Raw genomic sequence first — 21626 nt, forward strand, 5'->3', positions numbered from 1 at the left:
CTGTCTCTGGTCAGTTTGCTGGATACGATAAACCGGCTTCAGAGCCAATCATGAACCGCCGTGGTACGGAACCGTATGCCCGGTGGTGTGAGAGGACGGGGGAGGCAACTCCCCCTCCTACTCGATTCCACGATAACGCCCTCGGCGTCGGCACTCTTCCTGCCGCGCAGACTCCCCGGTTATTGCGTACTGAGTTCCTCGTACAGCCATGTTTTATCGCGCGCGAGATAATCAGAGGCTCCTTAGGACACTATCTTGCCGGGCGATGCCCGGTATCCGTTGAATGCACGTAACAGGGGTGAAACCGCGAGCATCATGTCCGACGACACAGGTCGCATCGTCAAACTGAAATCCCATATCGTTATTGAGGTCCTGCTGGTGGTGGCACTGGCTGCATACTTTGCCCTGGCCGAGAGCCGGATCGTCGGAGCCGACATGACGTTTACCGCCTTTGGCGCCGCGCTGATGGCACTGGTGACGTTCTGGACCCTGAATACCGTCGGCGATGTGATCGAGGTGGTGGCGGCCTGGGTCCGGGCCGAAAGGCACGGGTAGCCGATCAGGAACGCGCTGCGTGCACCCGGGTATTGTGACGGGCACCGTGATCCACGACCCGGCGCCAGGTTTCCTGCAGGATCAGGGCGTCGTTGGCGGCACGGTGGACCGGCAGGCCCAGGGATTCGATGACCTGCTGGCGGACTTCGGCCCAAAGCTGGACCTGGTGGGTATCCAGGAGGGATGACACCGAATCGAGCGTAAAGCTTGGCGTGACGCGGGCAGCCCGGTACAGGCGGTGCAGCCAGAAACTGTCGAAGGTCCAGGCATCGCAGTACACGGCGTCGCCCAGCAATTCATTGAGGGCATGTGCCACGCCCTGGACGTCATGACCTTCCCTGCACAGGGTATCGCGACTGATCCCGTGAATGGCCTCGGCGTTCTCTGACCAGTCCTGCCAGAGAACGTGAGGCGCGATCAGCCAGCTGTGTAGGGTTCCGTCCGGCAGACTGACGCCGACCTCGATCGGATAACTGGCGATCAGGTCCAGGCTGGAAGCCTCGAAATCGATAAATGCCGGTGATTCGGAAACGTTCATACTGCGTCGTTCTGGTTATGTTCTTTTTCAGGATGCCCGAACAATGCCGGCCGGGCCGTCGGATCCGGATGATCCAATGAGTTTAACCGGCGCGGCGACCGGACGCGAACCCATCCTGCCGCGTCCCTGTTACAATTCGTCCATTCCCGTTATTGGCTGTTATGAGGTGGCCTACCTATGTCCCAGAAAGTCGTCGTCATCTATTCCGGTGGCATGGATTCCTTTACGCTGTTGCACCGGGCCCGGGCGGCGGGTTATGAGGTGCATGCCCTGTCGTTCAACTATGGCCAGCGGCACGTGCGGGAACTGGAATGCGCCAGGACGGTGTGCGAAGAGCTGGGGCTCCCCCACAAGGTAGTCGATATGTCGCCGATGGGCGACCTGCTCAGCGGTTCGTCGTTGACCGACGACATCGAGGTGCCGGAAGGCCACTACGAGGAAGCGGGCATGAAATCCACCGTGGTGCCCAACCGCAACATGATCCTGATCTCCCTGGCCACCGGCTACGCCGTATCGGTCGGGGCCCAGGCGGTCTGGTTCGGTGCGCACGGTGGTGATCATGCGATCTATCCGGACTGCCGGCCGGAGTTCGTGGAGAAGATGGACGCCGTGTGCCGCATCGCCAACTACGAGCCGGTGCGCGTCGAAGCGCCCTACATGGCCCTGGATAAAGGCGAGATCCTGGCGGAAGGCCTGGCCATGAACCTGGACTACAGCCAGACCTGGACCTGCTACAACGGCCGCGACGCGGCCTGTGGCCGCTGCGGTTCCTGCGTGGAACGGCTGGAGGCGTTTGCCGCCCGGGGACAGCGCGATCCGCTGCCCTACGAGGTGGACGTCTGATGTACCGGGTCAAGGAAGCCTTCTACACCCTGCAGGGCGAAGGCGCCCAGGCAGGTCGTGCGGCGGTGTTCTGCCGTTTCAGCAAGTGCAACCTGTGGACCGGCCGGGAGAAGGACCGGGCCAGCGCGGTCTGTAATTTCTGCGACACCGATTTTGTCGGCACCGATGGCCAGAATGGCGGCCGCTTTGCCGACGCCGACGCGCTGGCGGACCACGTGGCCGCGCTCTGGCCCCACGATAGCGGACGGCCCTATGTGGTCTGCACCGGCGGTGAGCCTCTGCTGCAACTGGACGAGCCGCTGATAGAGGCATTCCATGCCCGCGGCTTTGAAGTGGGGGTGGAAACCAACGGCACTCTGCCGGCGCCGGCCGGCATCGACTGGCTGTGCATGAGCCCCAAGGCCGACGCCGAAATCGTGCTGGAGCGTTGCAACGAGCTGAAGCTGGTGTACCCGCAGCCGCTGGCGATGCCGGAGCGGTTCGAGCACATCCGGGCGGATCATTTCTTCCTGTCCCCGATGGCGTCGCCGGCGCTCCCCGAGGACGGCCCGGATCCGGTCAAGCAGAGCAACACGCGCCGGGCCACGGAGTACTGCCTGGCGCACCCCCAGTGGCGGTTGACGCTGCAGATGCACAAGATTGTGGGGATTGATTGAGCCGGATGTGAGTGGCCCAAACGTCGTTGCACCTCTTCAGGCAGCCCTGCGGGCTGCTCCGAAGGTGCCCCTGTTATACAACCAACCTACCAGTCGGCGCGCCCTCGCCCGAGACTTAATCCCCCAACAAATGATCCAGCGGCTGGCTGTAGCTGGGCGCGAACACGTCCAGGAAATACTGCACTTCCGGCAGGTCCTCGCTCCTGAGCCGCTCCAGGATCTGCACCGCCGCCGGTTCGAACTCCTTGTTGCCGGCCTGGATCTCCGCCTGGCACTTGAGCCAGGCGGACAGGCGGTCGGCGGCTTTGACCAGGACCTTCACATCCTCATCCCATAGGGATTCCTTGATGTAGGTGGCGAAGTCCGCCTGCAGGCTCTCGGGTAACAGATCGAGCAGTTCGTCCTCGGCCTTGTGCTCAATCTCGCTGAAGGCCTCGCGCATGACGCTGGAGTGATACTTGACCGGCGTCGGCATGTCGCCGGTGATCACTTCGGTGGCGTCGTGATAGAGGGCCGCCGCGGCCACATGGTCCACATCCACCGAGCCGTGGAAATGCCGGTTGCGGATCAGCGCCAGGGCGTGGGCGATGGTGGCCACTTCCCAGGAGTGGGTGGCTACGTTTTCCTCGATGGCGTTGCGCATCAGTCCCCAGCGCTTGATCCAGCGCAGGCGGGCAACATAGGCGAAGAAGTGGCTGAGGCGGCGCGTCATCTATCGGGCACCCATGGCAAACGGTACGATCACGCGGATCGCATCCTCACCCATTTCGGTTTTGGCGTCCTCGGAAGGTGCCAGCAGGAACAACTGGTCGTCGGGAATATCGTACTGTTCCGACAGCTGCTTCTGCAGGACGGCTCCGCGCTGCTGGGCCAGCCGGTTGAGGGCCTCAGGCGGCAACTGGACGTCCCTGGTCAGGCTGCGGACCAGGGTCGTGACCCATTCGGCGCTGGTGAAACGCTCGTTCCCGGTCTGGTTGTTGTCGGCCTGCAACTGCTTCAGTGCGGCTTCGCCCTGCTGATCGACCAGCTGGCTTTCCAGGGCCTGGACCCTCTGTTTGCGGTCGGTGTTGGCGGTCAGGTCCAGCCGGGTGTCCAGGCGCTCCGCTTTCAGGGCCAGCCCGTCGATGTCCGGCGCCACGGCGCCGCGCACGTTCAGTAACAGCTGCGGCTTTTCCGCCAGGGCATCGGCCAGCAGCTCCAGCTTCTTGTCTTCGCCCGGCGCGAGCGTCGTGGTGCCCGGTACGAAGGCCACCTGGCCCAGCTCCTCTCCGGAGAAACCGGCCAGCTCGGCCACCGATCCGAGCATGGTGAAGGGGGAAGTGGCCGCCTTGGCCAGCAGGTTGACGAAGGCCCGCAGGACCACCTGGCCCACGCGGAACTCGGGATCGTCCAGGTTGCCTTCGATCGGCAGGTCCACGTCGATCACGCCATCGGTGTCCCGCAACAGGGTCAGTCCCAGTTTGACCGGGACGTTCACCGCATCCTTACTCTGCACGGCCTGGCCGAGGGTGAGCTGGTCCATCACGATCCGGTTGTCCGCTTTGATCTTCGGGCCGGTAATGTCGTATTTCAGGTCCATCCGCAGCTTGCCGCTGTCCACGGCGTAGCCCAGGTAGCGGCCGAAATAGGGCGACAGTTCGGCCATCGCCATGTTGTCCAGGTTCAGCTCCAGGTGGGTGGTGTCCTTCTTGCCCAGGGTGCCGATGGAGCCCTTCATGTCGACATGGCCGCGCTGGCCAAGTTCGCCGCTCATCCGCACGCTGCCCTGCTGGGGCGGGACGTTGCTGAGCCCTTCGATCATGCCGTTGACCTTGCGCATGCCTGTCGTAAACACCGGCTTGATCGTCCGGTCGGCCAGGTCAAACCCGCCGTTCTCCAGCTCGATCTGTGTCACCCGGAACACAAAGCCCGGTTTGTCGCTGCTGCCTGCGTCCTGCTCCTGGGCCGCCGTATCGCTGTCCCCGGTATCGCCACTCTTGATGAGACCGGAAAGGTTGGTTGAGCCGTCGGCGGCCCGGACGATGTGGGCATCCGGGTCGGTCAGGGTGATCGTGCCGATCTCCAGCCGGCCCGGGTTCAGGTTCAGTTCCACCGGGTTGAGTCGCAGGGACGACCAGCTCAGGATCGGGTCGGACTGGCCGGCTCGTGTGAGCTTCAGGTTCCGTATCTGGCCATTGCCGTTGAAGGTGCCGGTCAGCGCCGGTGTCTGGTCGTCCAGGTCCAGCTCGCCGGCGACGTTCAGCGTTCCGCTGGCGAAGGCGACGTTGGCTGTCTGCTGGACATACGGCTCGAACGGCGCCAGCGCGATGTCATCCAGCGACAGCGTGGATTCCAGGGTAAACGGCACGAAGGTCACTTGGCCCCGGGCGCTGATCTTGCCGGATTCGCCGGTCCGCAGATTCAGGGTGTAGGGCACGGGTTCGTCCAGTGCCTGGGTCAGCGGTCCCAGTTTGGCGTTGATACCACTGGCGCTGATGTCGGCGGGCGTCTCCGGGACAGCGTCCTGCCAGTGCACGTCGCTGTCGGCCAGGGTGACAGTGTCGATCCGCCAGTCAAATCCGGAACCGCTGCTGTCGCCGCCGGTATCCGCCTCGGTGTCCTGGCTGCCGTTTTCCGGACCGGTGAAGGGCTTGAGGACGTTGATCAGCCCCTCCTTGTCGCGACTGACGTTGCCTTTCAGGCTGTCCAGGTCCACCGACCCGATGGCCAGTGAGCGATCCGCCAGATTGAAGGTGATGCCCTTGACCACCAGCGCGGCCAGGGTGGCGAACGGCTGGTCCGCCTGGGGCAGGCTGGCGCTGAGGTTGTCGATGCGCAACTCGCCGTTGCGGGTGACCAGGGCGAAGTCACCGGCACTGGAAAGGGCGTAGTCGGTGTCCAGGGACAGGGTGCCCTGGTTGACCACATAGGGGGCATACGGCGAGGCGAAATGCACCAGGGTCGTGTGGCTGATATCCCTGAGGCGGACATGGCCGTTGGAATGGAATGGCATCAGGCCGATGTTGCCCTGCCAGTCGATCTGCTGTTCGTCAATGGCGGCGGACAGGGTGTAGTCGCTGGGGCTGCCGTCGTCGCCGAAGGTGGCCAGGTCGTTGAGGGTGACGTCCAGCGGCTGGATGTCGAAGGTTTCCGGCTGGTCCTGGCTGTAGTCGCGGAAGCGGACTTCACCGTCGTTGAGCTGGATTTCATTGAAATAGAGATGCGGCGGCTCGGAGGAGGCGCTCTGCTCCTCCGGTGTTTCCGTGGCCGGGTGGTGGGTGGTCCAGTCCCGTACCAGGTTGACGCCATAATCCTTGAGCAGGTCGACGCGAACGAACGGCGCATCCAGCCGGATGGATTCGAAGGCGATGGTGCCCGTGACCAGGCGCCAGACCGTCAGGTCCACATGCAGCTGCTTGGCCGCCACGACCGGCTCACCATCGGCATCCCGGGCATCCAGTCCCTCGACGTCGAGGGTCATGGTGAACGGGTTGAAGTCGATGTCGGTCACCGAGCCCTCCCAGCCCAACTGGGTCTTGAGCTGTTCCGGTACCTGGCGTTGCAACCACCAGGGCAGCCCGATGAAGCCGGCCAGGGTGTAGAGGATCAGCAGCAGAAACAGCCAGAACGAGACCATCCGGTAGATGGGCTTGCGTGCCTTGGGGTCGGCCACGGACTTTCTCCTTGTCGTTACAGGGGCACGGATATTGTCGGTGTGTCGTCAGGGTGCAGGCAACCGCCGGACGTCACCAAAACAAAGGGATACGTGGAGTATAGAAGCATAGTTCGACGGCACGGTGGCTGTCATTGCTTCGATGGTGGCGTATTCGGGACGAACCTTCCCGGTGATCCGGCGTCGGGAAGGCAGGGGGAAAGCAAGATAACGGGGTGCCCGCAGGCACCCCGCCTATCCTGTTACTTGGCTGCGGCGCGTGCCTGCTCCAGCCAGCCGTTGTAGGTATCCTTATGCGCGTTGATCCAGGCCTTGGTGTGCCCCATGATGGCTTCCGGCGAATCTTCGCCGTCGCGGATCTTCATGTTCTCGGCGCTCACGTCGTTGACCGGGAGCTTCATGACTTCAAACAGCTTGGCGGCAGCCGGGTTCTCGGCGGCCCATTCCTTGTTGGCAACGATGCGCTCGCTGTTGATCTCGAAGCCATAGTTCTTGCCGTTCGGCAGTTCGGTGTCCGTCCCGTTCGGGTTGGATGAGAAGGGCACTTCCAGCCAGACCACGTCCCTGCCCGGAACCAGCACACCGGAAACCCAGTACGGCGTCCAAGTGTAGTAGAAGATCGGGTCGCCGTTGTTGTAGCGGGTAATGGTATCCGAGATGATCGCGGCGTACTGGCCCTGCTTGTGGGTGACGGTGTCGCGCAGACCGAAGGCGTCGAGCTGGTGCTCGATGACGCCTTCACAACCCCAGCCTGCCTGACAGCCGGTCAGGTCGGCCTTGCCGTCGCCGTCGGTGTCGAACAGTTTGGCGATCTTGGGATCCTTGAAGTCGCCAATGTTGTCGATGCCGTACTTGTCGGCAGTCTTCTTGTCGATCAGGTAACCCTGCGCTGCGCCTTCAATGTAGTAGCCCTTGCGGTAGAAAGCATCGTCACCGCCGGCGTTCTCGTACATGGTGTTGTGCAGCGGGTACCAGTTCACCGCCATAAAGGTGGCGTCACCATTGGCGATGGATGTATAGCCGGCACTGTAGTCGACTTCCTGGATATCCTTGACGTTGTATCCCAGGTCGCGCAGTGCCTCGTCGACCACCATGGTCTGGAAAGTCTCCTCGGCAATCGGACTCTGGACGGCCTGGACAGTGACGCCCTTGCCGGGCATGTCCTCGGCCTGTACGCCCAGGACAACACCGCCGGCCAACAATGCGCCTGTCAGTGCTTGTTTAAGAGTCATGCAATTCTCCTCCTGCTTCGGTTTTCAAGCCCTTCCAGGGAAATCGCGTAGAGGCATGGCGAGTATTGACGGAGTCATCGCCATCGTGTCCACGCTGTTTCCTCAGGCTTCTTTCTTCTTGCGTACCAGTGAATAGATCAGCCCCACGGGGCCGGACTCGTACCAGTGACGGGTCCCGCGGTCGCGGGAGTCGCGGCCCAATGCCTGGGTCATGCGATCCAGGATGATGGCCAGGATGACGATGCCGATGCCGCCGACGGTGGCCAGGCCGATGTCGAGACGGCCAATGCCCCGCAGGACCATCAGGCCCAGTCCGGGTACGGCGATCATGGAGGCGATCACCACCATCGACAGGGCCAGCATCAGCGTCTGGTTGACGCCGGCCATGATGGTGGGCATGGCCAGCGGCAACTGGACCTTGAACAGCAGTTGACGCGGACTGGCGCCAAAGGAGCGCGAGGCTTCCACCAGGTCCGACGGCACCTGGCGAATCCCCAGGTTGGTCAGGCGGATAACGGGTGCCACGGCGAAGATGATGGTGACGATGACACCCGGGACGTTGCCGATACCGAACAGCATCACGATTGGAACCAGGTAGACGAACGCCGGTGTCGTCTGCATGGCATCGAGGATGGGGCGGATGATGCGGGACACGCCATCGCTCTTGGCCATCCAGATTCCCGACGGAATGCCGATGATCATGCAGAACAGGACCGAGGTGATCACCAGTGACAGGGTCGTCATGGCTTCGTGCCAGGCGCCGATGGCACCCATGGCCGTCATGCCCACCATCGCGGCAATGGCCAGGCGGATGCCGGCCAACTGCCAGGCCACCAGACCGAACAGGATGATCATGATCACCGGCGGCACGCTCAGCAGCGTGGCATCGAAAAAGCCCAGGGCCAGGTCGACCGGTTGTTTGACCAGTTGGAAGAAGACCCGGAAGTTGTCGACGATCCAGTCGATGCCGTGTTCGACGCCGCCCTGGATGTCGAACCATTCGGTCTGGAACGGATGGGCAAAGGTGTTGTGGACCACGTCCACCTGGTCGGCACCGTTCAGCCAGCCGGTGCCGGCATCACCGCCGGCATCAGGACCGCCGGCGGCACCGGCATCGCTCCATGGATTGCTCGCCCCGCCACCGGAACCCTGCTGTTCGGAAGCGGCGGCCCAGGGGTTGGTGGTCGCGCTGCCCTGTGCGGCGGCGTCGCCCGCCTGCGTCGTGTTGTCATCGGCCATGTTGCTCACCCTCCCGATCCAGAGCCTGCAGCAGTGCTGCTTTGGAAATGACGCCCAGGTACTGACCCTTGTCGTCGACCACCGGCAGGCCGCAGGGGGCTTCGGCAACCCGTCCGATGACGTCGGTCAGGGAGGTGGACGCATTGATTGGGGCCAGGTCGGGCAGCAGGGCATCGCTGACGCGCTGGCCGTTCTTGTCGGCCGCCTTCAGGGAGTCCAGTGACACCACACCATGGAAAATCTGGTCCGGGCTGACCACGTAACCGAATTCCCGGTCATTGCGGCGCAGACGTTCGATCGCCGCCGGGACGCCCGCTCCTTCGCGCTCGATGACGGTGACCTGCTTCTTGGTGGCCACGTCCCTGGCGGACAGCACAGTGGACACGTCCACGCCCCGAAAGAAGGAGCGCACGTAATCGTCGGCCGGGTTCTTGAGGATTTCGTCGGGGGTGCCCACCTGCACCACACGACCGCCTTCCATGATGGCAATGCGGTCGCCGATGCGCATGGCTTCGTCCAGGTCGTGGGAGATGAAGATGACGGTGCGCCTGGAATCCTTCTGCAGCTTGACCAGTTCGTCCTGCATTTCGGTACGGATCAGCGGATCCAGCGCCGAGAAGGCCTCGTCCATCAGCATGATCTCGGGATCATTGGCCAGCGCCCGGGCCAGGCCAACGCGTTGCTGCATGCCCCCGGAGAGCTCGTCCGGATAGCTGCGGGCGTTGGCTTCGAGCCCCACCTGCGCCAGCGCGGCCCGAGCCCTCTTGTGTCGCTCTTCCCGCGGTACGCCGGACAGTTCCAGGCCAAAGGCCGCGTTGTCGATCACGTTCATGTGGGGCATGAGCGCGAAAGACTGGAACACCATGCTCATCTTCTTGCGGCGCAACTCATTGAGCTCGGTTTCCGAGAGTGCGGCAATGTTCTGGTCACCGACCCAGACTTCGCCGTCGGTCGGCTCGATCAGCCGGTTCAGCAGGCGTACCAGGGTGGATTTTCCGGAGCCGGAAAGCCCCATAATGACGAAGATCTCTCCTTCGTAGACTTCGAAGGAGGCGTCCATGACCCCAAGGGTCATGCCCGTCTGTTTGAAGATATCAGCTTTGCCCAGTCCCTGCCTGAACAAGGCCATTGCCTCGTTCGGATTATCCCCAAAGACCTTGAAGAGGTGTTTTATAATGACTTTTGGTTTCATTCAGGCGGTCCTGCGAGGCTCGAGGCCTTCTACCCCATGATTTATTCAGTATAGTAAAAAATTGAAATCCCACTCATTCACGTTCTCCATTCCCTGGGCAGACTGTTCTGCACGCTACCAGAGCCTATATTTAAAGGCCAGGTGGATCTGTCATGTACGAGTACATAATAATTCGGATCAATGCCACTCCATTATGGCGCGTTTTAAAAGCTTAGTGATCTAAATAATAATCCGGATCAACTCAGGGAGCCTCTGATGAGCTTCCGGGTCGCCTCTGACCTACCAGCGCATTGCGGCAATCGCGACATACCATCGTTTCCCGCATCCCCGTATCATGGGGAACTGCCGCTGGTTGGCCGGAAACCGGTCGGCCATGAATCGGGTGTGGTCGGGACGGCGTATGATCAGGGCCGTGGCCGGGTGTGACGGCACTGAAGCGACAGGCACGAGACAGGCTGTTATGGGAATGAACTATGGATATCAGTGATATGCGCCGGGATTTCGAATCCGAGGGTATCGACCGTGACCAACTGGATGCGGATCCCGTACGCCAGTTCGAGGTCTGGTTCAGCCATGCGCGGGAAGCGGGGGTACTGGAGCCCAATGCACTGTCGTTGAGCACGGTCGGGGCCGATGGCCAGCCCAGCCTGCGTACCGTCCTGCTCAAGTATTTCGACAATGCCGGGTTTGTGTTCTTCACCAACTACGCGAGTCGCAAGGCCCACGAACTGGCGGAGAACCCGCGTGCCGCGATGCTGTTCCCATGGCTGGCGCTGAACCGCCAGGTGATCATTCAGGGCCGTGTGGAGAAGGTCAGCAAGACGGAATCCCTGCGTTATTTTTCCTCACGCCCGCGGGGCAGCCAGATCGGTGCCTGGGTTTCCGAGCAGAGCCAGGTCATTTCGTCGCGTGGATTGCTGGAGCAGAAGGTGGCGGAGATGAAGCAGCGCTTCCAGAGTGGAGAGATCCCGCTGCCGTCGTTCTGGGGAGGGTATCGGCTGGTTCCCGAGCGGTTCGAATTCTGGCAGGGGCGGCCCAGCCGTCTGCACGACCGGTTCGAATACCTGCGTGAGGACGGTCGCTGGCGCATTCAGCGGCTGCAGCCGTAGCCTGGACAACAACGGAGTCGGGAGGTCATCGGAATGGATGCAGGCAATCGCTGTGGGTGGTGTGGTACGGAGCCGCTTTACGTGGACTACCACGATCGTGTCTGGGGGCGGCCCGTCTCCGATGACCAGGAGCTGTTTGCCAAACTGTGCCTCGATGGCCAGCAGGCCGGTCTGAGCTGGATCACCATCCTGCGCAAGCAGGCCAGCTACGAAGCCGCCTTCGATGGCTTCGACCCGCACCGGATTGCCCGCTATGACGAGGCGAAAGTGGCCGAGCTGCTGCAGGACCCCGGCATTGTCCGCAACCGGCTCAAGGTCCAGTCGATCATCCGTAACGCCCGGGCGTTCCTGGATTTTCCCGAGCAGGGGCAGTCATTCTCCGAGTTTCTCTGGTCTTTCGTCGATTTCCAGCCTATCCAGGGCGCCTGGCGCAGCCTGTCCGATGTTCCGACGACCACGCCCGAATCGGAAGCCCTCTCCAAAGCGCTCAAGAAGCGGGGCTTCACGTTTGTGGGGCCGACGATTGTCTATGCCTTCATGCAGGCCGTCGGCATGGTGAACGATCATCTGCGACATTGCCCGCAGCATCCTGTGTGTGCCGACCTGGCGGGGCATGCGCCGTTTCCGTCGAGGAATGCCGGGGGACTCTGATCCTATCCCGCCCATCCGGCGTATTTCCTCGCAGGTTTTACACGCAAGGCTGGTCCATGCTGTCCGGTTTCTTTGGAGGGTACGAACGTGCGAATCACGCTGGAAGAACTCAGGCAACGGCCCAATCTCCGCGTTGAGTTGCTCGAGCTGCTATCCCTCGAAGGCCAGTTTTACATGGCACGCCTGCATCTCGAAGAGGGATTGAGAGTGCTGTCGGACGATACCGGCCACACCCGCCTCTTCAAGAGCGCCTGGCAGGCGCAGGATCTCCTGGGATCGTTCGACGTGATGCGAACCGATGTGGTCCACGCCTCCGCCTACGATGAAATGGTCGGGCTGGACGCGCCGGCTGATCCGATGCGCATCCGCGTCCAGGGACGTCGCTCATGATTGCGGTCGCCCGACTGGCCACGGCCATCGGCCTGGCCGGACTGGTTCCGTTCATTCTCGGGGTGCTGGCCATCCTGTTCTGGCCTGCCGGCAGCGCTCTGAGTGTGGAACTGTTCTACATCTACAGCGCCGGTGTGCTGGCCTTCATGGCTGGTGTCTACTGGCCGATCGCCCTGCAGTTGGAACAGCGCTGCTTTCCTCTCTCCCCGATCTGGACGCTGGTGATCAGCCAGCTCTTCTTCCTGACGGCCGGGCTGGCCCTGTTGCTGCCACTGGCGGCACAGACGGTGGTCTATCCGCTGGCGTACCTGTTGCTCTACGTCGTGGACGTGCGCTGGATGCGCCTGTACTGGCCGGGCTGGTACCGGCGTCTCCGGCTGGTGCTGACGCTCGTTGCCTGCCTGTGTCAGGTGGTGGCGGCAGTCTGGCTATTGCTTTTCCCGTTGCAGGGGGGCTGATCGCCCCGCCATTCAGTGACCTGCCATATGGGCCAGGTCGGCGTACTGGGTGCGCAGTTTGGCCAGCGCGCCCCTTCTCGATCTGGCGCACCCGCTCACCGCTGATTCCCAGCCGGTCCGGGATGGTCTGCAGCGTTTCCGGCTCCGGCGTGCGCACAATGTACCCGTATTTACGACGATATCCAGCAGGCAGGTTGAAGGGGAAGGACGGAGGAGAGACAGGAAAAAAACAGCGGGTAAGGCTCGCAAAAGGTGATCGGGAACCGCCTGAAATTCGCAGTTCAGGCGGCCCGATCAGGAGGCAAGACATCCTCCATTACCGGAGCCAGGGCGACCGATCCGGACCCCGATAATTCTGTGGACCCGGCTACCGGGTCTTTCAGCCGACCGCCGCGACGATGGCGTATTCGTGGTTATGCGGCTCGATGAGGGTGGCGTGCAGCTTGGCAATCGCCTTCTCGTAATAGTCCTCGTCGATGATGAACTGCATATCCACCTGACGCATGCACTGGTGCAGCGCGACGATGCTGATTTCCTCTTCCGCCAGGGCGGTCACCGTCTTCGCCAGGATGCCCGGCACCTGCATGTCGCTGCCGATGGCCGATACCACGGCCAGCTTGCGGGTGGCGATTTCCGCGTTGGGGAATTCGTCCTGCAGGGCCCGGACCACGCGCTTGACGTGCTTGAGGGTGCTGTCCACGTAATGCGTGATCGTGTTGGCGTTGGTGTCCTTGGTGACACAGCGCACCTTGAAGCGGCTGAGCACGTCCAGGATGCGGCGGTCGGAACCCGGATCGCCCTGCATGTCCTGGTCAAACACCTCGATGGCGAACACGCCCTTGCGGCCGGCGATGATTTCCACCTGCGGCTTCTCGCTGATGTACCCACGGGTGATCAGCGTACCGGTGTGCTCCGGCTCGAAGGTGTTCTTCACCCGCAGCGGGATGTCGTTCTGGCGCAGACCCTTGCCGGCCCGCGGGTGGATCGCTTCCATCCCCAGGTTGGCCAGCTGGTCGGCCACGTCGTAGTTGGTGCGGCCGATGGGGACAACCTTGTCCTCGCCCACGATCTTGGGATCGGCGGAACTCAGGTGGTATTCCTTGTGGATCACCGCTTCGGCCGCGTCGGTGATGACCGCAATGCGGCTGAAGGTCATCTCGCTGTAGCCCCGGTCGAAGGTCCGCATCAGGCCTTCCTCGCACTGGGCGTAGCCGGTGCAGATGGGCAGTTCGCGGGTCAGGTCGACGTTGTCGAACGCCTGCTTCAGCTTCTCGTCCAGCGGCAGCAGTTCGTTGTCGCGCCAGCCGGTCAGGTCGACGAAACGGGCATTGATGCCTTCGGCCTGCAGTTTGAGGGCCGTGTTGAAGGCGCTGTGGGCCTCGCCGATGCCTGCCAGCATTTCGCGCACGGTCAGCAGGTGCTCTTCCAGCTGGAACTGGCCGTAGGAGCACAGGCGCTGGAGGTCGATCAGGCAGCCGCGGACGCCTTCGATGCGGTCCACGATGAACTGGTCGGCCTGCTGCTTGAGCATCGGGTCGTCGAACAGTTCGCCGTTGAAGTCGGTCAGGAACTGGGTCAGCTTGCTGAGGTCGTCGCCCCAGGCCCAGTCGGATTCGGCGTCGGCAAACAGGGCATAGACGCCCGGCTCGCCGGTTTTCTTGTGTTCCAGCAGTTCGTCGGTGACGCCGCCATAGGCGGAGACCACGAAAATCCGCTGGTACAGTTCGTCGGCGCTGCGATCGCCGACAATGATGTTGTCGCGTACGGCCTGGTAGTCGCTCATGGACGTACCGCCGATTTTCTCTACGGTGTGCTGTTGGCTAGTCATGGTTCTGATCTTCGGTCGCTCTTGAATGTGCGCCGGGAGTGATAAAGCGGGAGGGCCGGTCGCGCCTGACGGCGTCCCGGCCGAAGGCGGCCCTCCTGAGGGACAGCAGCGCACCTATGGGTGATCGCTGCCCCTCTCGGCTTCCTGCACGGCCTGGATCAGGAGGCTTTGCTCATGTCTTCCTTCATGATCTCTTCCACGCTTTCCTTCAGCAGGGACAGACCCCTGTTCAGGTCCTCCTCGCTGATGGTCAGCGGCATCAGGCACTTGACGACTTCATCGTCAGGACCTGCAGTCTCGATAATCAGGCCTTTCTCGAAGGCGCGGGCCGAAATCTGGCCGGCCAGGTCGCCGTTGCGACAGGCGATGCCCTGCATCATGCCCCGGCCCTTGAGCTTGAACTCGCCCTTGAACTGATCGGCGATCGCCTTCAGGCCGGCGTTCAGGATGCCTGCCTTTTTCTTCACCTCTTCGGCGAAGCCGTTGTCTTTCCAGTAGGTCTCCAGCGCGGCCCGGGCCGTGGCAAAGGCCATGTTGTTGCCCCGGAAGGTACCGTTGTGCTCACCGGAGGACCAGACGTCCAGTTCGCGTTTGAACAGCACCAGGGCCATCGGCAGGCCATAGGCGCTCAGGGACTTGGAAACCGTCACGATGTCCGGCTTGATGCCCGCGAATTCAAAGCTGAAGAACTCGCCGGTGCGGCCGTTACCGGCCTGGATGTCGTCGACAATCAGCAGGATGTCGTGCTTGCGGCACAGTTTCTCGAGCTTCTGCATCCACTCGGCGCTGGCGGCGTTCAGCCCCCCTTCGCCCTGCACCGCTTCGACAATCACGGCGGCCGGCAGTTCGATACCGGAAGAGCCGTCACTGAGCATCTTGTCGATCATGGCAATGGTGTCGACGTCGTCGCCCAGGTAGCCGTCGTACGGCATGAAGTTGACGCTGCCCAGCGGAACGCCGGCACCGCCGCGGTGGTGCTTGTTACCGGTTGCGGCAACCGCGCCCAGGGACACCCCGTGAAAGCCGTTGGTGAAGGAGATGATGGTGTCACGGCCCTTGACCTTGCGCGCGAGCTTCAGCGCCGCCTCGACACAGTTGGTGCCGGTCGGGCCGGTGAACTGCATCTTGTAGTCCAGACCACGGGGATCGAGGATGTACTTCTTGTACGCTTCCATGAAGTCGTGCTTGGCAGTCGTGAACATATCGAGACCCTGGCTGACGCCGTCGTTCTCAATGTACTCCAGCAGCGCCTTCTTCAGAATGTCGTTGTTGTGGCCATAGTTCAGCGAGCCCGCACCAGCCAGGAAGTCGAGATAGGCCTTGCCATCCTCGGTGTACAGGTGGGCGTTCTTGGCCCGGTTGAAGATTACCGGGAATGAACGGGAGTAAACGCGGACTTCGGATTCGATCGTCTTGAAAAGTTCCATTGTCTTGCCTCTTAGCATGTCAGGTTCGAGGTGAATGCAGCGCCGCTCACGTGTGCTCGGTCGCCCGGGATCAGACGCTGCGGGAAAATACCATCCGGAACGGGCCGGTCACCCGTTACAGGGACGTATGGCGCCCTTAGCCGTTTACTGGCTGGGCAAAGGGGCCAATACGGAGCAGGAATTCTGAGTCGTGGTGACCGCCAAAGTGGGCCTCCTTCTCAAAATGCTCGGTATAGCTGAGTTCAGCACCCAGATCGCGGGCGAACGAGCGGAACAGTGCCCAGGACGCCTCGTTGTCTGCGGTGATCGTGGTCTCGAGATGAGATACGTTCCTGCACGCATCCCGGCTCACGATGGCCTTGAGCATCCGCTTGGCCAGACCCTGACCGCGTCCCTTCTCGTGGACGGCGACCTGCCAGACAAAGACGGTCTCAGGCTGCTGAGGGGGAATGTATCCGGAGATAAAGCCAACCAGATCGCCATCCTTTTCGGCGGCGACGCCGGTTTCGGCGAAGTGGCTGCATTGCAGCAGATTGCAGTAAATCGAGTTCGGGTCCAGCGGCGAACACTCTGCCACCAACTGGTGAAGCCGGAAGCCATCATCCTTGCGCGGCGTGCGAAGGGTGATGGCGGTTGTATTCGAACCTTCAATGGTCATAACGGTGTTAGCTGTCCAGTCATTTAGAGTTAAATTCATTCGAAAGGCTTAACGATGCTCCATTTGAGTGCAGAAGCCTTTCTGAGGCCTTTAAACCGCTGAAATAAAAGAAATAAATGCGGCTCGGCGTTAATCTTTAGAGTTGTAATTATATAGACCTCGAAAGAAAAATCAAATTGGGACGGGTTGCCGTTGGCGACAGTTGCAACCAAAAAACGGTGTTCTCCCAGTGCTGACAAGGGATTAGCCGGTTACAGGTTGATCTGATCCGGTCGCAGGTCCGTGCCTGACAGGATGCGCCGGTGATATGACAGATTGGCGTCAGTGCCATCCGGCCACCAGGACAGGAAGCGTTGCAGCCAGTCGTCAAGGGAAAAGGCCACGGGCAGCAGTGAAAGCGTCAGCCCGCCCTGTGTCACCTGCAGCAGTGGGGTGGCGGGCGATGACCGCTGAGCCGGCGCGATGCGGGTGATCAGGCCGCGGGTGTCTCCCCACAGGTTGCCCATTCCGGCGGCTCCGTTATTGATCACGGCGCGTGGACCGAGGCCGCCGTCGAGGGCCCGTTGCCAGACCGCGGGCAGGCAGGTGTGGGTGCTGGCGATCACATCCGCCCCGGTGCGCCGGAACCAGTCCGCAACCTGAACACCGTGCTGCGGGCGCACGAGGTTTTCATGGGCCAGGCCCCAGCCGGCCAGGGATTCCGGATCCCCGTGCAGGATCAGCAGGGTCTGGCCGGCCATCTCGTAGCAGCGCCAGCGGGAGGCGGCCGCGAGCCGGGCCTGGATATCGGGATACCGGGCGGCCACGGATTGCAGGCGCGCCATGATGTGGTTCGAACGCTCCACGACCACCTGGTCGACAAAGTCCGGATAGGCGCAACCGCAACCCGCCTCAGGGCTGGGATGCGCCAGTTCGTACTCGACATTGCCCAGGATCACGTCGTGTCGCAGAACCCGCTCATTGAGACGGGCAAAGACCTGCGGATCGGCGTTGAACCAGTTGAAGTCTCCATTGAACACCAACCGCACCCGGTGTCCGGCGGTCCGCTCCTGTGCGGCCAACCGCTCGATGGCGTCCAGCGCCTCGGGATTGCCGTACAGTCCGCCGATTACATACAGCACGTCCGCGTCGGCCGGTTGCGGATCGGCACACAGTTGCTCGGGCCGGTAACGGTAGTGGATCGGGCAACCGCGACCGGGCGCTTGCGTCATGGCATCACGCCTCTCTGGAGGCCGGCCGCCGGCCCAGCAGCCGTTGCCCCAGGATCGGCAGGAAGAAGCCGGCGGTGCAGATCAGGATGCCCCAGGCGTTTACCCCCAGCAGCGCGGCGTACTGGCCGTTGCCGATGGCCCAGCTATCGGGGATCAGGCCCAGGGCGAGCCCCAGCCCCAGCGCGATGCCGGTCCAGAAACTGAGGTGGAAGCTCCAGGGTGACCAGCGGGTGAAGCCGTAGAACAGGAACACCGGCGCCAGTCCCATCACCATGGTGCCGGAGACGGTCGTCGCCTTGAGGATATCGGTTCCGGCCAACATGGGCAGGTTGCCGAGGATGGCGAAGGCCACCATCACCACCGCACCCACGCGCATGTTGGGCAGCCGGTTGGCGGTTCGCCTGACCAGTTGTGGCAGGTCCACCGCAATGGACTTGGACAGGGACGTAAACGTGGAGTCCAGCGTCGAGCCGGCGGACGTCATCATCACCACGCTCATGAAGAACAGGGCCGTCACACCGAGCGCGGCGCCCACGGCAGCCGGCGCATTGCCGTTGGCGGCGATGTCGTGCAAGCGGGCGTGGACGCCCACCAGGCTGAAGATGAAGACCGCCACAAAGCCCAGCAGCCCGGCCACCACAAAGCTCTTCAACATGGTCTTTTCCTTGTTCACGAAGCCGCGATCGGTGAGCACCGGGTCGTGGAACGGGTAGCTGAAGATCTGCAGTCCGGCCACCAGTAACAGGTCGGCGCCGGCATCGAGCCGGAAGTCGCCGGTGGTCAGCAGGGCGCCCGTGTCGTTGGCGGGAATGATCAGGAACAGCACCGCCGCCACAAAGAAGACGAACAGGATCGCCTGGATCACGTCGGTAAAGATGGAACTGCGCAGGCCGCCCTTGAGGCTGTAGGCCAGGGTGAAGGCAGTGAACAGCAGGGCGGCGGTGTAATAGGCGGTATCGCCGGGCAGACCGAAATACCCGCCCACCACGGCGGTGTTGCTCCACACCTCGTTGTACAGACGGATCAGGATGGCGGCGGCAAAACTGACGGCCGCAAGCCGGCCAAAGCGGGAGGTCAGGAATTCCTGCAGGCTGCTGGCCCCGGTCTGGGTACGGATCAGGTAGATGATGTAGCCGGCGACGGGAATGGAGAGCCAGTAAGTGGCGTAGGCCAGCCCCCCGACCACGCCGTACGCCGCCCCCAGGTTGGCGGCGTTGGTGACCGACTTGGCGAAGATCCAACTGATGAAAATGCTGGCCGTGAGTGACCACTGACTCACAGGGTTGCCGCGATCATCCGCACCCTTGTAGAAGGAAGCCGCATTACGGCTACGGGGAGACAGCGCGTACATGACGACGCCATAGACCAGCAGGAAGCCCCAGAACAGACTCGCTTCAGCAAACGACATGGGTGACAGGTTCCTTGGTTCAAGTGTTGTTGGTGACGTCGCTCATTCCGGCGATGGCTGTCAGGCCGGGGCACTGCAACTGGCGCCGACGCGATAACAGGCAAAGCAGCGGTGGTGGCGCAACATGATGCGTGTGTCCATGCTCTCGCGCAGGGTGCTGCCCAGGTCATAGTCCGGATCGTCGTCCACCAGGGTACAGGCGTAGACCCGGACCCGGTCCCCTTGCTTCACCAGCATCCGGGTGTAGGTGCACATGAAATGGGCGCGGCTCTCCCGGGTCGGGTATTTCTCCATGCAGGTTTCGGTCACTTCCGGGCTGCCGTCTTCGGTGCCCGGCGTGCCAAAATCCGGGAACGCGGTGAAGGCGAGATGCTCGGGGATGCCGGCTTCCCGGAAAATGGCGCGGAAGGCCGCTTCCACCTGCTCCGGGTCCTCGTCCGTGTCGGACTGGCGGGCAATGGACACGGCGAACCCGTTCTCATGCAGCCAGCGAATGCCCTCCAGCGCCTTGTCAAAGCTGCCCTCGCCACGGTCGAGGTCATGCCGGGCCCGGTCCGGGAAGTCCAGGCTCACCCGGAAACGGATCGGATAGGGATTGTTCCGCAACGGCAACAGCTGATGGGTGCGCTTGAGCAGTGGGTCGGTGGCGTTGGTCAGCACGAAGCAGGAGCGGTGCTGGCTGGCGAAATCCAGCACGTTGATAAAGTCGCGAATCACGAAGGGCTCACCGCCGGTGAAGGAGAACTGCTCGACACCCATCTCCAGCGCCTCGTGGATGAATGGGCGGACATCATTGAGCGTCACGCCCGGAATCCGTCCGTCGCCGGGATGCGAACCCTCCAGGCAGAAGGGACACGCCAGGTTGCAGGCGGTGCCGGTATGGATCCAGAGTTCGGTCAGCCTGTCCGGATCGATGAATCCACGAGGCTCACCTTGGCGGGTGTGGGTCCAGCTGTCCGTGTAACGCGGCGAGACCAGCTCGATGGCTGGAATGCGTTGAGCGGTAGCGGCGTTTCTTGTCATGGTGTCTCCATCAGGGATAGCGTGAGGGAACATCGACCTGGGTCCACTATGGCGGGTTCTTCGCACGCGCAAGTCACAAAGTTATAACGATTTGATCGCAGAACGGATCATCCTGTCCATGCAGGATGCCTCCCATTACCCGGACATACGTCAGCAAGCGTGTTGAGGATGCACGCGCAATTGCGCAATAGAGTGCCGTCGCTGACGTGGATTCCGGTATCCGACAGGATTTTCTTCCACTTGTTGCATCACCAATTCGGTGCAATCCCGATTTTTCTCCTATCCTGTATGCAGGCCGCCAACGAGCCGGGCTGGATTCTGCGCGCACCATTGTGCGGCAAAACCGCCGGATGCGGTCATGATGAGCAGTGGTTTTGCGCGATAGCGTCAAACAACGACAACAAAATCAACAGCCTGCAAAGCTTGGCTTGGGCCTTGCTGATGCGGGGTTGCTATGCACTCAACCGATTTTCGGAGACAAATCATAATGAAAAAACTGATCACACTCGCCGCAGGGACGGCTACGCTGCTGGGCACGCTGATGGCGGGCAACGCCATGGCTGCGACGACACTGGATGCGGTTAAGCAAAAAGGCCATCTCCAGTGTGGCGTTACCTCCGGTTTGCCGGGTTTCTCCCAGCCCGATGACAAAGGCCACTGGACCGGTATTGATGTCGACACTTGCCGTGCGGTGGCGGCCGCCATCTTCGGCGATGCGGAGAAGGTGCAATTCACACCGTTGACGGCGAAGGAACGTTTCACGGCCCTGCAGTCCGGCGAGATCGACGTGCTCTCGCGTAACACGACCTGGACCCTCACCCGGGATGCTTCCCTGGGCCTGAACTTCACCGGCACCAACTACTACGACGGCCAGGGCTTCCTGATCAAGAAAGATATCGGCGTGACCGATGCCAAGGAGCTGAACGGTGCGACCGTCTGTATCCAGGCCGGGACCACCACCGAGCTGAACCTGGCGGACTATTTCCGCGCCAACAATATGGAGTTCAAGCCGATCGTGTTCGATACCTCCGAGCAGACGGTACAGGGCTTCGCCTCCGGTCGCTGTGACGTGCTGACCTCCGACCGCTCACAGTTGGCGGCGTTGCGCTCCAAGCTGGCGGATCCGTCCAGCGCGGTCATCCTGCCCAACACCATTTCCAAGGAGCCCCTGGGCCCGGTGGTCCGCCAGGGCGACGACCAGTGGTTCAATATCGTGAAGTGGGTGCTGTTCGCGCAGATCAACGCCGAGGAACTGGGCGTGACGTCCGAGAACGTGGATGACATGAAGAAGTCCGACAACCCGAACATCCAGCGCCTGCTGGGGACCGATGGTGACATGGGCGCGAAGCTGGGCCTGCCGGCCGACTTCGGCTACAAGATCATCAAGGAAGTGGGTAACTACGGTGAGATGTACAACCGTAACGTCGGCCCGGGCACGCCGCTGGACCTGGAACGTGGCCTGAACGCCCTGTGGACCGAAGGCGGCATCATGTACGCACCGCCGATGCGGTAAATCCTGAGAGCAGATACAGGACCGGCGGGGTTCGTCCCTGCCG

The 21626-nt window shown here is 62.1% G+C and carries 20 protein-coding genes; 8 read left to right on the top strand and 12 right to left on the bottom strand.

All coding sequences use genetic code 11. The features are described from left to right. Window positions 1-315 precede the first annotated feature (315 nt). On the top strand, window positions 316-555 hold the full coding sequence (locus tag EZI54_RS14670; RefSeq protein WP_131482638.1) for a hypothetical protein: 240 nt from the start codon (window positions 316-318) through the stop codon (window positions 553-555). A gap of 4 nt (window positions 556-559) precedes the next feature. Here EZI54_RS14670 and EZI54_RS14675 read toward each other — a convergent pair whose 3' ends face one another. After that, on the bottom strand, window positions 560-1093 hold the full coding sequence (locus tag EZI54_RS14675; RefSeq protein WP_131482639.1) for a 3'-5' exonuclease: 534 nt from the start codon (window positions 1091-1093) through the stop codon (window positions 560-562). A 177-nt stretch (window positions 1094-1270) separates the two neighbouring features. Here EZI54_RS14675 and queC point away from each other — a divergent pair, with 177 nt between their 5' ends. Then, window positions 1271-1936 (top strand): 7-cyano-7-deazaguanine synthase QueC, encoded by a 666-nt coding sequence (gene queC / locus EZI54_RS14680; RefSeq protein ID WP_131482640.1) that lies wholly within the window; start codon window positions 1271-1273, stop codon window positions 1934-1936. After that, complete coding sequence (gene queE, locus EZI54_RS14685; RefSeq protein WP_131482641.1) at window positions 1936-2592, top strand: 7-carboxy-7-deazaguanine synthase; 657 nt, start codon at window positions 1936-1938, stop codon at window positions 2590-2592. The genes queC and queE overlap by 1 nt, the downstream gene beginning before the upstream one ends. Window positions 2593-2707: 115 nt before the next feature. Here queE and yfbR read toward each other — a convergent pair whose 3' ends face one another. The 5 genes from yfbR to proV form a co-directional block, all read right to left on the bottom strand. Then, window positions 2708-3304, bottom strand: coding sequence for a 5'-deoxynucleotidase (gene yfbR, locus EZI54_RS14690; RefSeq protein ID WP_131482642.1), 597 nt, complete (start codon window positions 3302-3304; stop codon window positions 2708-2710). Further along, window positions 3305-6244: a DUF748 domain-containing protein gene (locus EZI54_RS14695; RefSeq protein WP_131482643.1), complete on the bottom strand. Its 2940-nt coding sequence runs from the start codon at window positions 6242-6244 to the stop codon at window positions 3305-3307. 242 nt (window positions 6245-6486) lie between these two features. After that, window positions 6487-7476 (bottom strand): glycine betaine/L-proline ABC transporter substrate-binding protein ProX, encoded by a 990-nt coding sequence (gene proX, locus EZI54_RS14700; RefSeq protein ID WP_131482644.1) that lies wholly within the window; start codon window positions 7474-7476, stop codon window positions 6487-6489. Window positions 7477-7578: 102 nt separating this feature from the next. Continuing rightward, complete coding sequence (gene proW, locus EZI54_RS14705; RefSeq protein WP_131482645.1) at window positions 7579-8715, bottom strand: glycine betaine/L-proline ABC transporter permease ProW; 1137 nt, start codon at window positions 8713-8715, stop codon at window positions 7579-7581. Beyond that, the gene (proV, locus tag EZI54_RS14710) at window positions 8705-9907 is read right to left on the bottom strand and encodes a glycine betaine/L-proline ABC transporter ATP-binding protein ProV (RefSeq protein ID WP_131482646.1); all 1203 of its coding nucleotides are present in this window, start codon (window positions 9905-9907) and stop codon (window positions 8705-8707) included. The genes proW and proV overlap by 11 nt, the downstream gene beginning before the upstream one ends. Before the next feature lie 473 nt (window positions 9908-10380). On the opposite strand from proV, the gene pdxH reads away from it, so the two are divergent. The 4 genes from pdxH (at window position 10381) to EZI54_RS14730 (ending at window position 12515) form a co-directional block, all read left to right on the top strand. Further along, on the top strand, window positions 10381-11016 hold the full coding sequence (gene pdxH, locus EZI54_RS14715; RefSeq protein WP_131482647.1) for a pyridoxamine 5'-phosphate oxidase: 636 nt from the start codon (window positions 10381-10383) through the stop codon (window positions 11014-11016). Window positions 11017-11049: 33 nt separating this feature from the next. After that, window positions 11050-11667 (top strand): DNA-3-methyladenine glycosylase I, encoded by a 618-nt coding sequence (locus EZI54_RS14720; protein ID WP_131482648.1) that lies wholly within the window; start codon window positions 11050-11052, stop codon window positions 11665-11667. Window positions 11668-11754: 87 nt separating this feature from the next. Further along, window positions 11755-12057, top strand: coding sequence for a DUF6482 family protein (locus tag EZI54_RS14725; protein ID WP_131482649.1), 303 nt, complete (start codon window positions 11755-11757; stop codon window positions 12055-12057). Continuing rightward, the gene (locus EZI54_RS14730) at window positions 12054-12515 is read left to right on the top strand and encodes a DUF3429 domain-containing protein (RefSeq protein ID WP_131482650.1); all 462 of its coding nucleotides are present in this window, start codon (window positions 12054-12056) and stop codon (window positions 12513-12515) included. The genes EZI54_RS14725 and EZI54_RS14730 overlap by 4 nt, the downstream gene beginning before the upstream one ends. Before the next feature lie 379 nt (window positions 12516-12894). Here EZI54_RS14730 and EZI54_RS14735 read toward each other — a convergent pair whose 3' ends face one another. From EZI54_RS14735 to EZI54_RS14760, 6 genes are all read right to left on the bottom strand, one after another. After that, a complete protein-coding gene (locus EZI54_RS14735; RefSeq protein ID WP_131482651.1) occupies window positions 12895-14343 on the bottom strand; it encodes an aspartate kinase in 1449 nt (482 codons plus the stop codon). Between the two features lie 158 nt (window positions 14344-14501). Beyond that, window positions 14502-15770, bottom strand: coding sequence for a diaminobutyrate--2-oxoglutarate transaminase (gene ectB, locus EZI54_RS14740; protein ID WP_131482652.1), 1269 nt, complete (start codon window positions 15768-15770; stop codon window positions 14502-14504). A gap of 136 nt (window positions 15771-15906) precedes the next feature. After that, entirely contained in the window at window positions 15907-16428 is a 522-nt protein-coding gene (gene ectA, locus EZI54_RS14745) for a diaminobutyrate acetyltransferase (protein WP_131482653.1), read from the bottom strand. Window positions 16429-16679: 251 nt separating this feature from the next. Then, the gene (locus EZI54_RS14750; protein ID WP_131482654.1) at window positions 16680-17639 is read right to left on the bottom strand and encodes a hypothetical protein; all 960 of its coding nucleotides are present in this window, start codon (window positions 17637-17639) and stop codon (window positions 16680-16682) included. A gap of 4 nt (window positions 17640-17643) precedes the next feature. After that, complete coding sequence (locus EZI54_RS14755; protein WP_131482655.1) at window positions 17644-19047, bottom strand: sodium:solute symporter family transporter; 1404 nt, start codon at window positions 19045-19047, stop codon at window positions 17644-17646. Window positions 19048-19107: 60 nt separating this feature from the next. Next, entirely contained in the window at window positions 19108-20070 is a 963-nt protein-coding gene (locus EZI54_RS14760; protein ID WP_131482656.1) for a radical SAM protein, read from the bottom strand. 487 nt (window positions 20071-20557) lie between these two features. On the opposite strand from EZI54_RS14760, the gene EZI54_RS14765 reads away from it, so the two are divergent. Then, the gene (locus tag EZI54_RS14765) at window positions 20558-21583 is read left to right on the top strand and encodes an amino acid ABC transporter substrate-binding protein (RefSeq protein WP_131482657.1); all 1026 of its coding nucleotides are present in this window, start codon (window positions 20558-20560) and stop codon (window positions 21581-21583) included. Window positions 21584-21626 lie beyond the last annotated feature (43 nt).

Origin of the sequence: Marinobacter halodurans, assembly GCF_004327985.1 — a bacterium.
In the GTDB taxonomy this organism is placed as follows: Bacteria; Pseudomonadota; Gammaproteobacteria; order Pseudomonadales; family Oleiphilaceae; genus Marinobacter_A; species Marinobacter_A halodurans.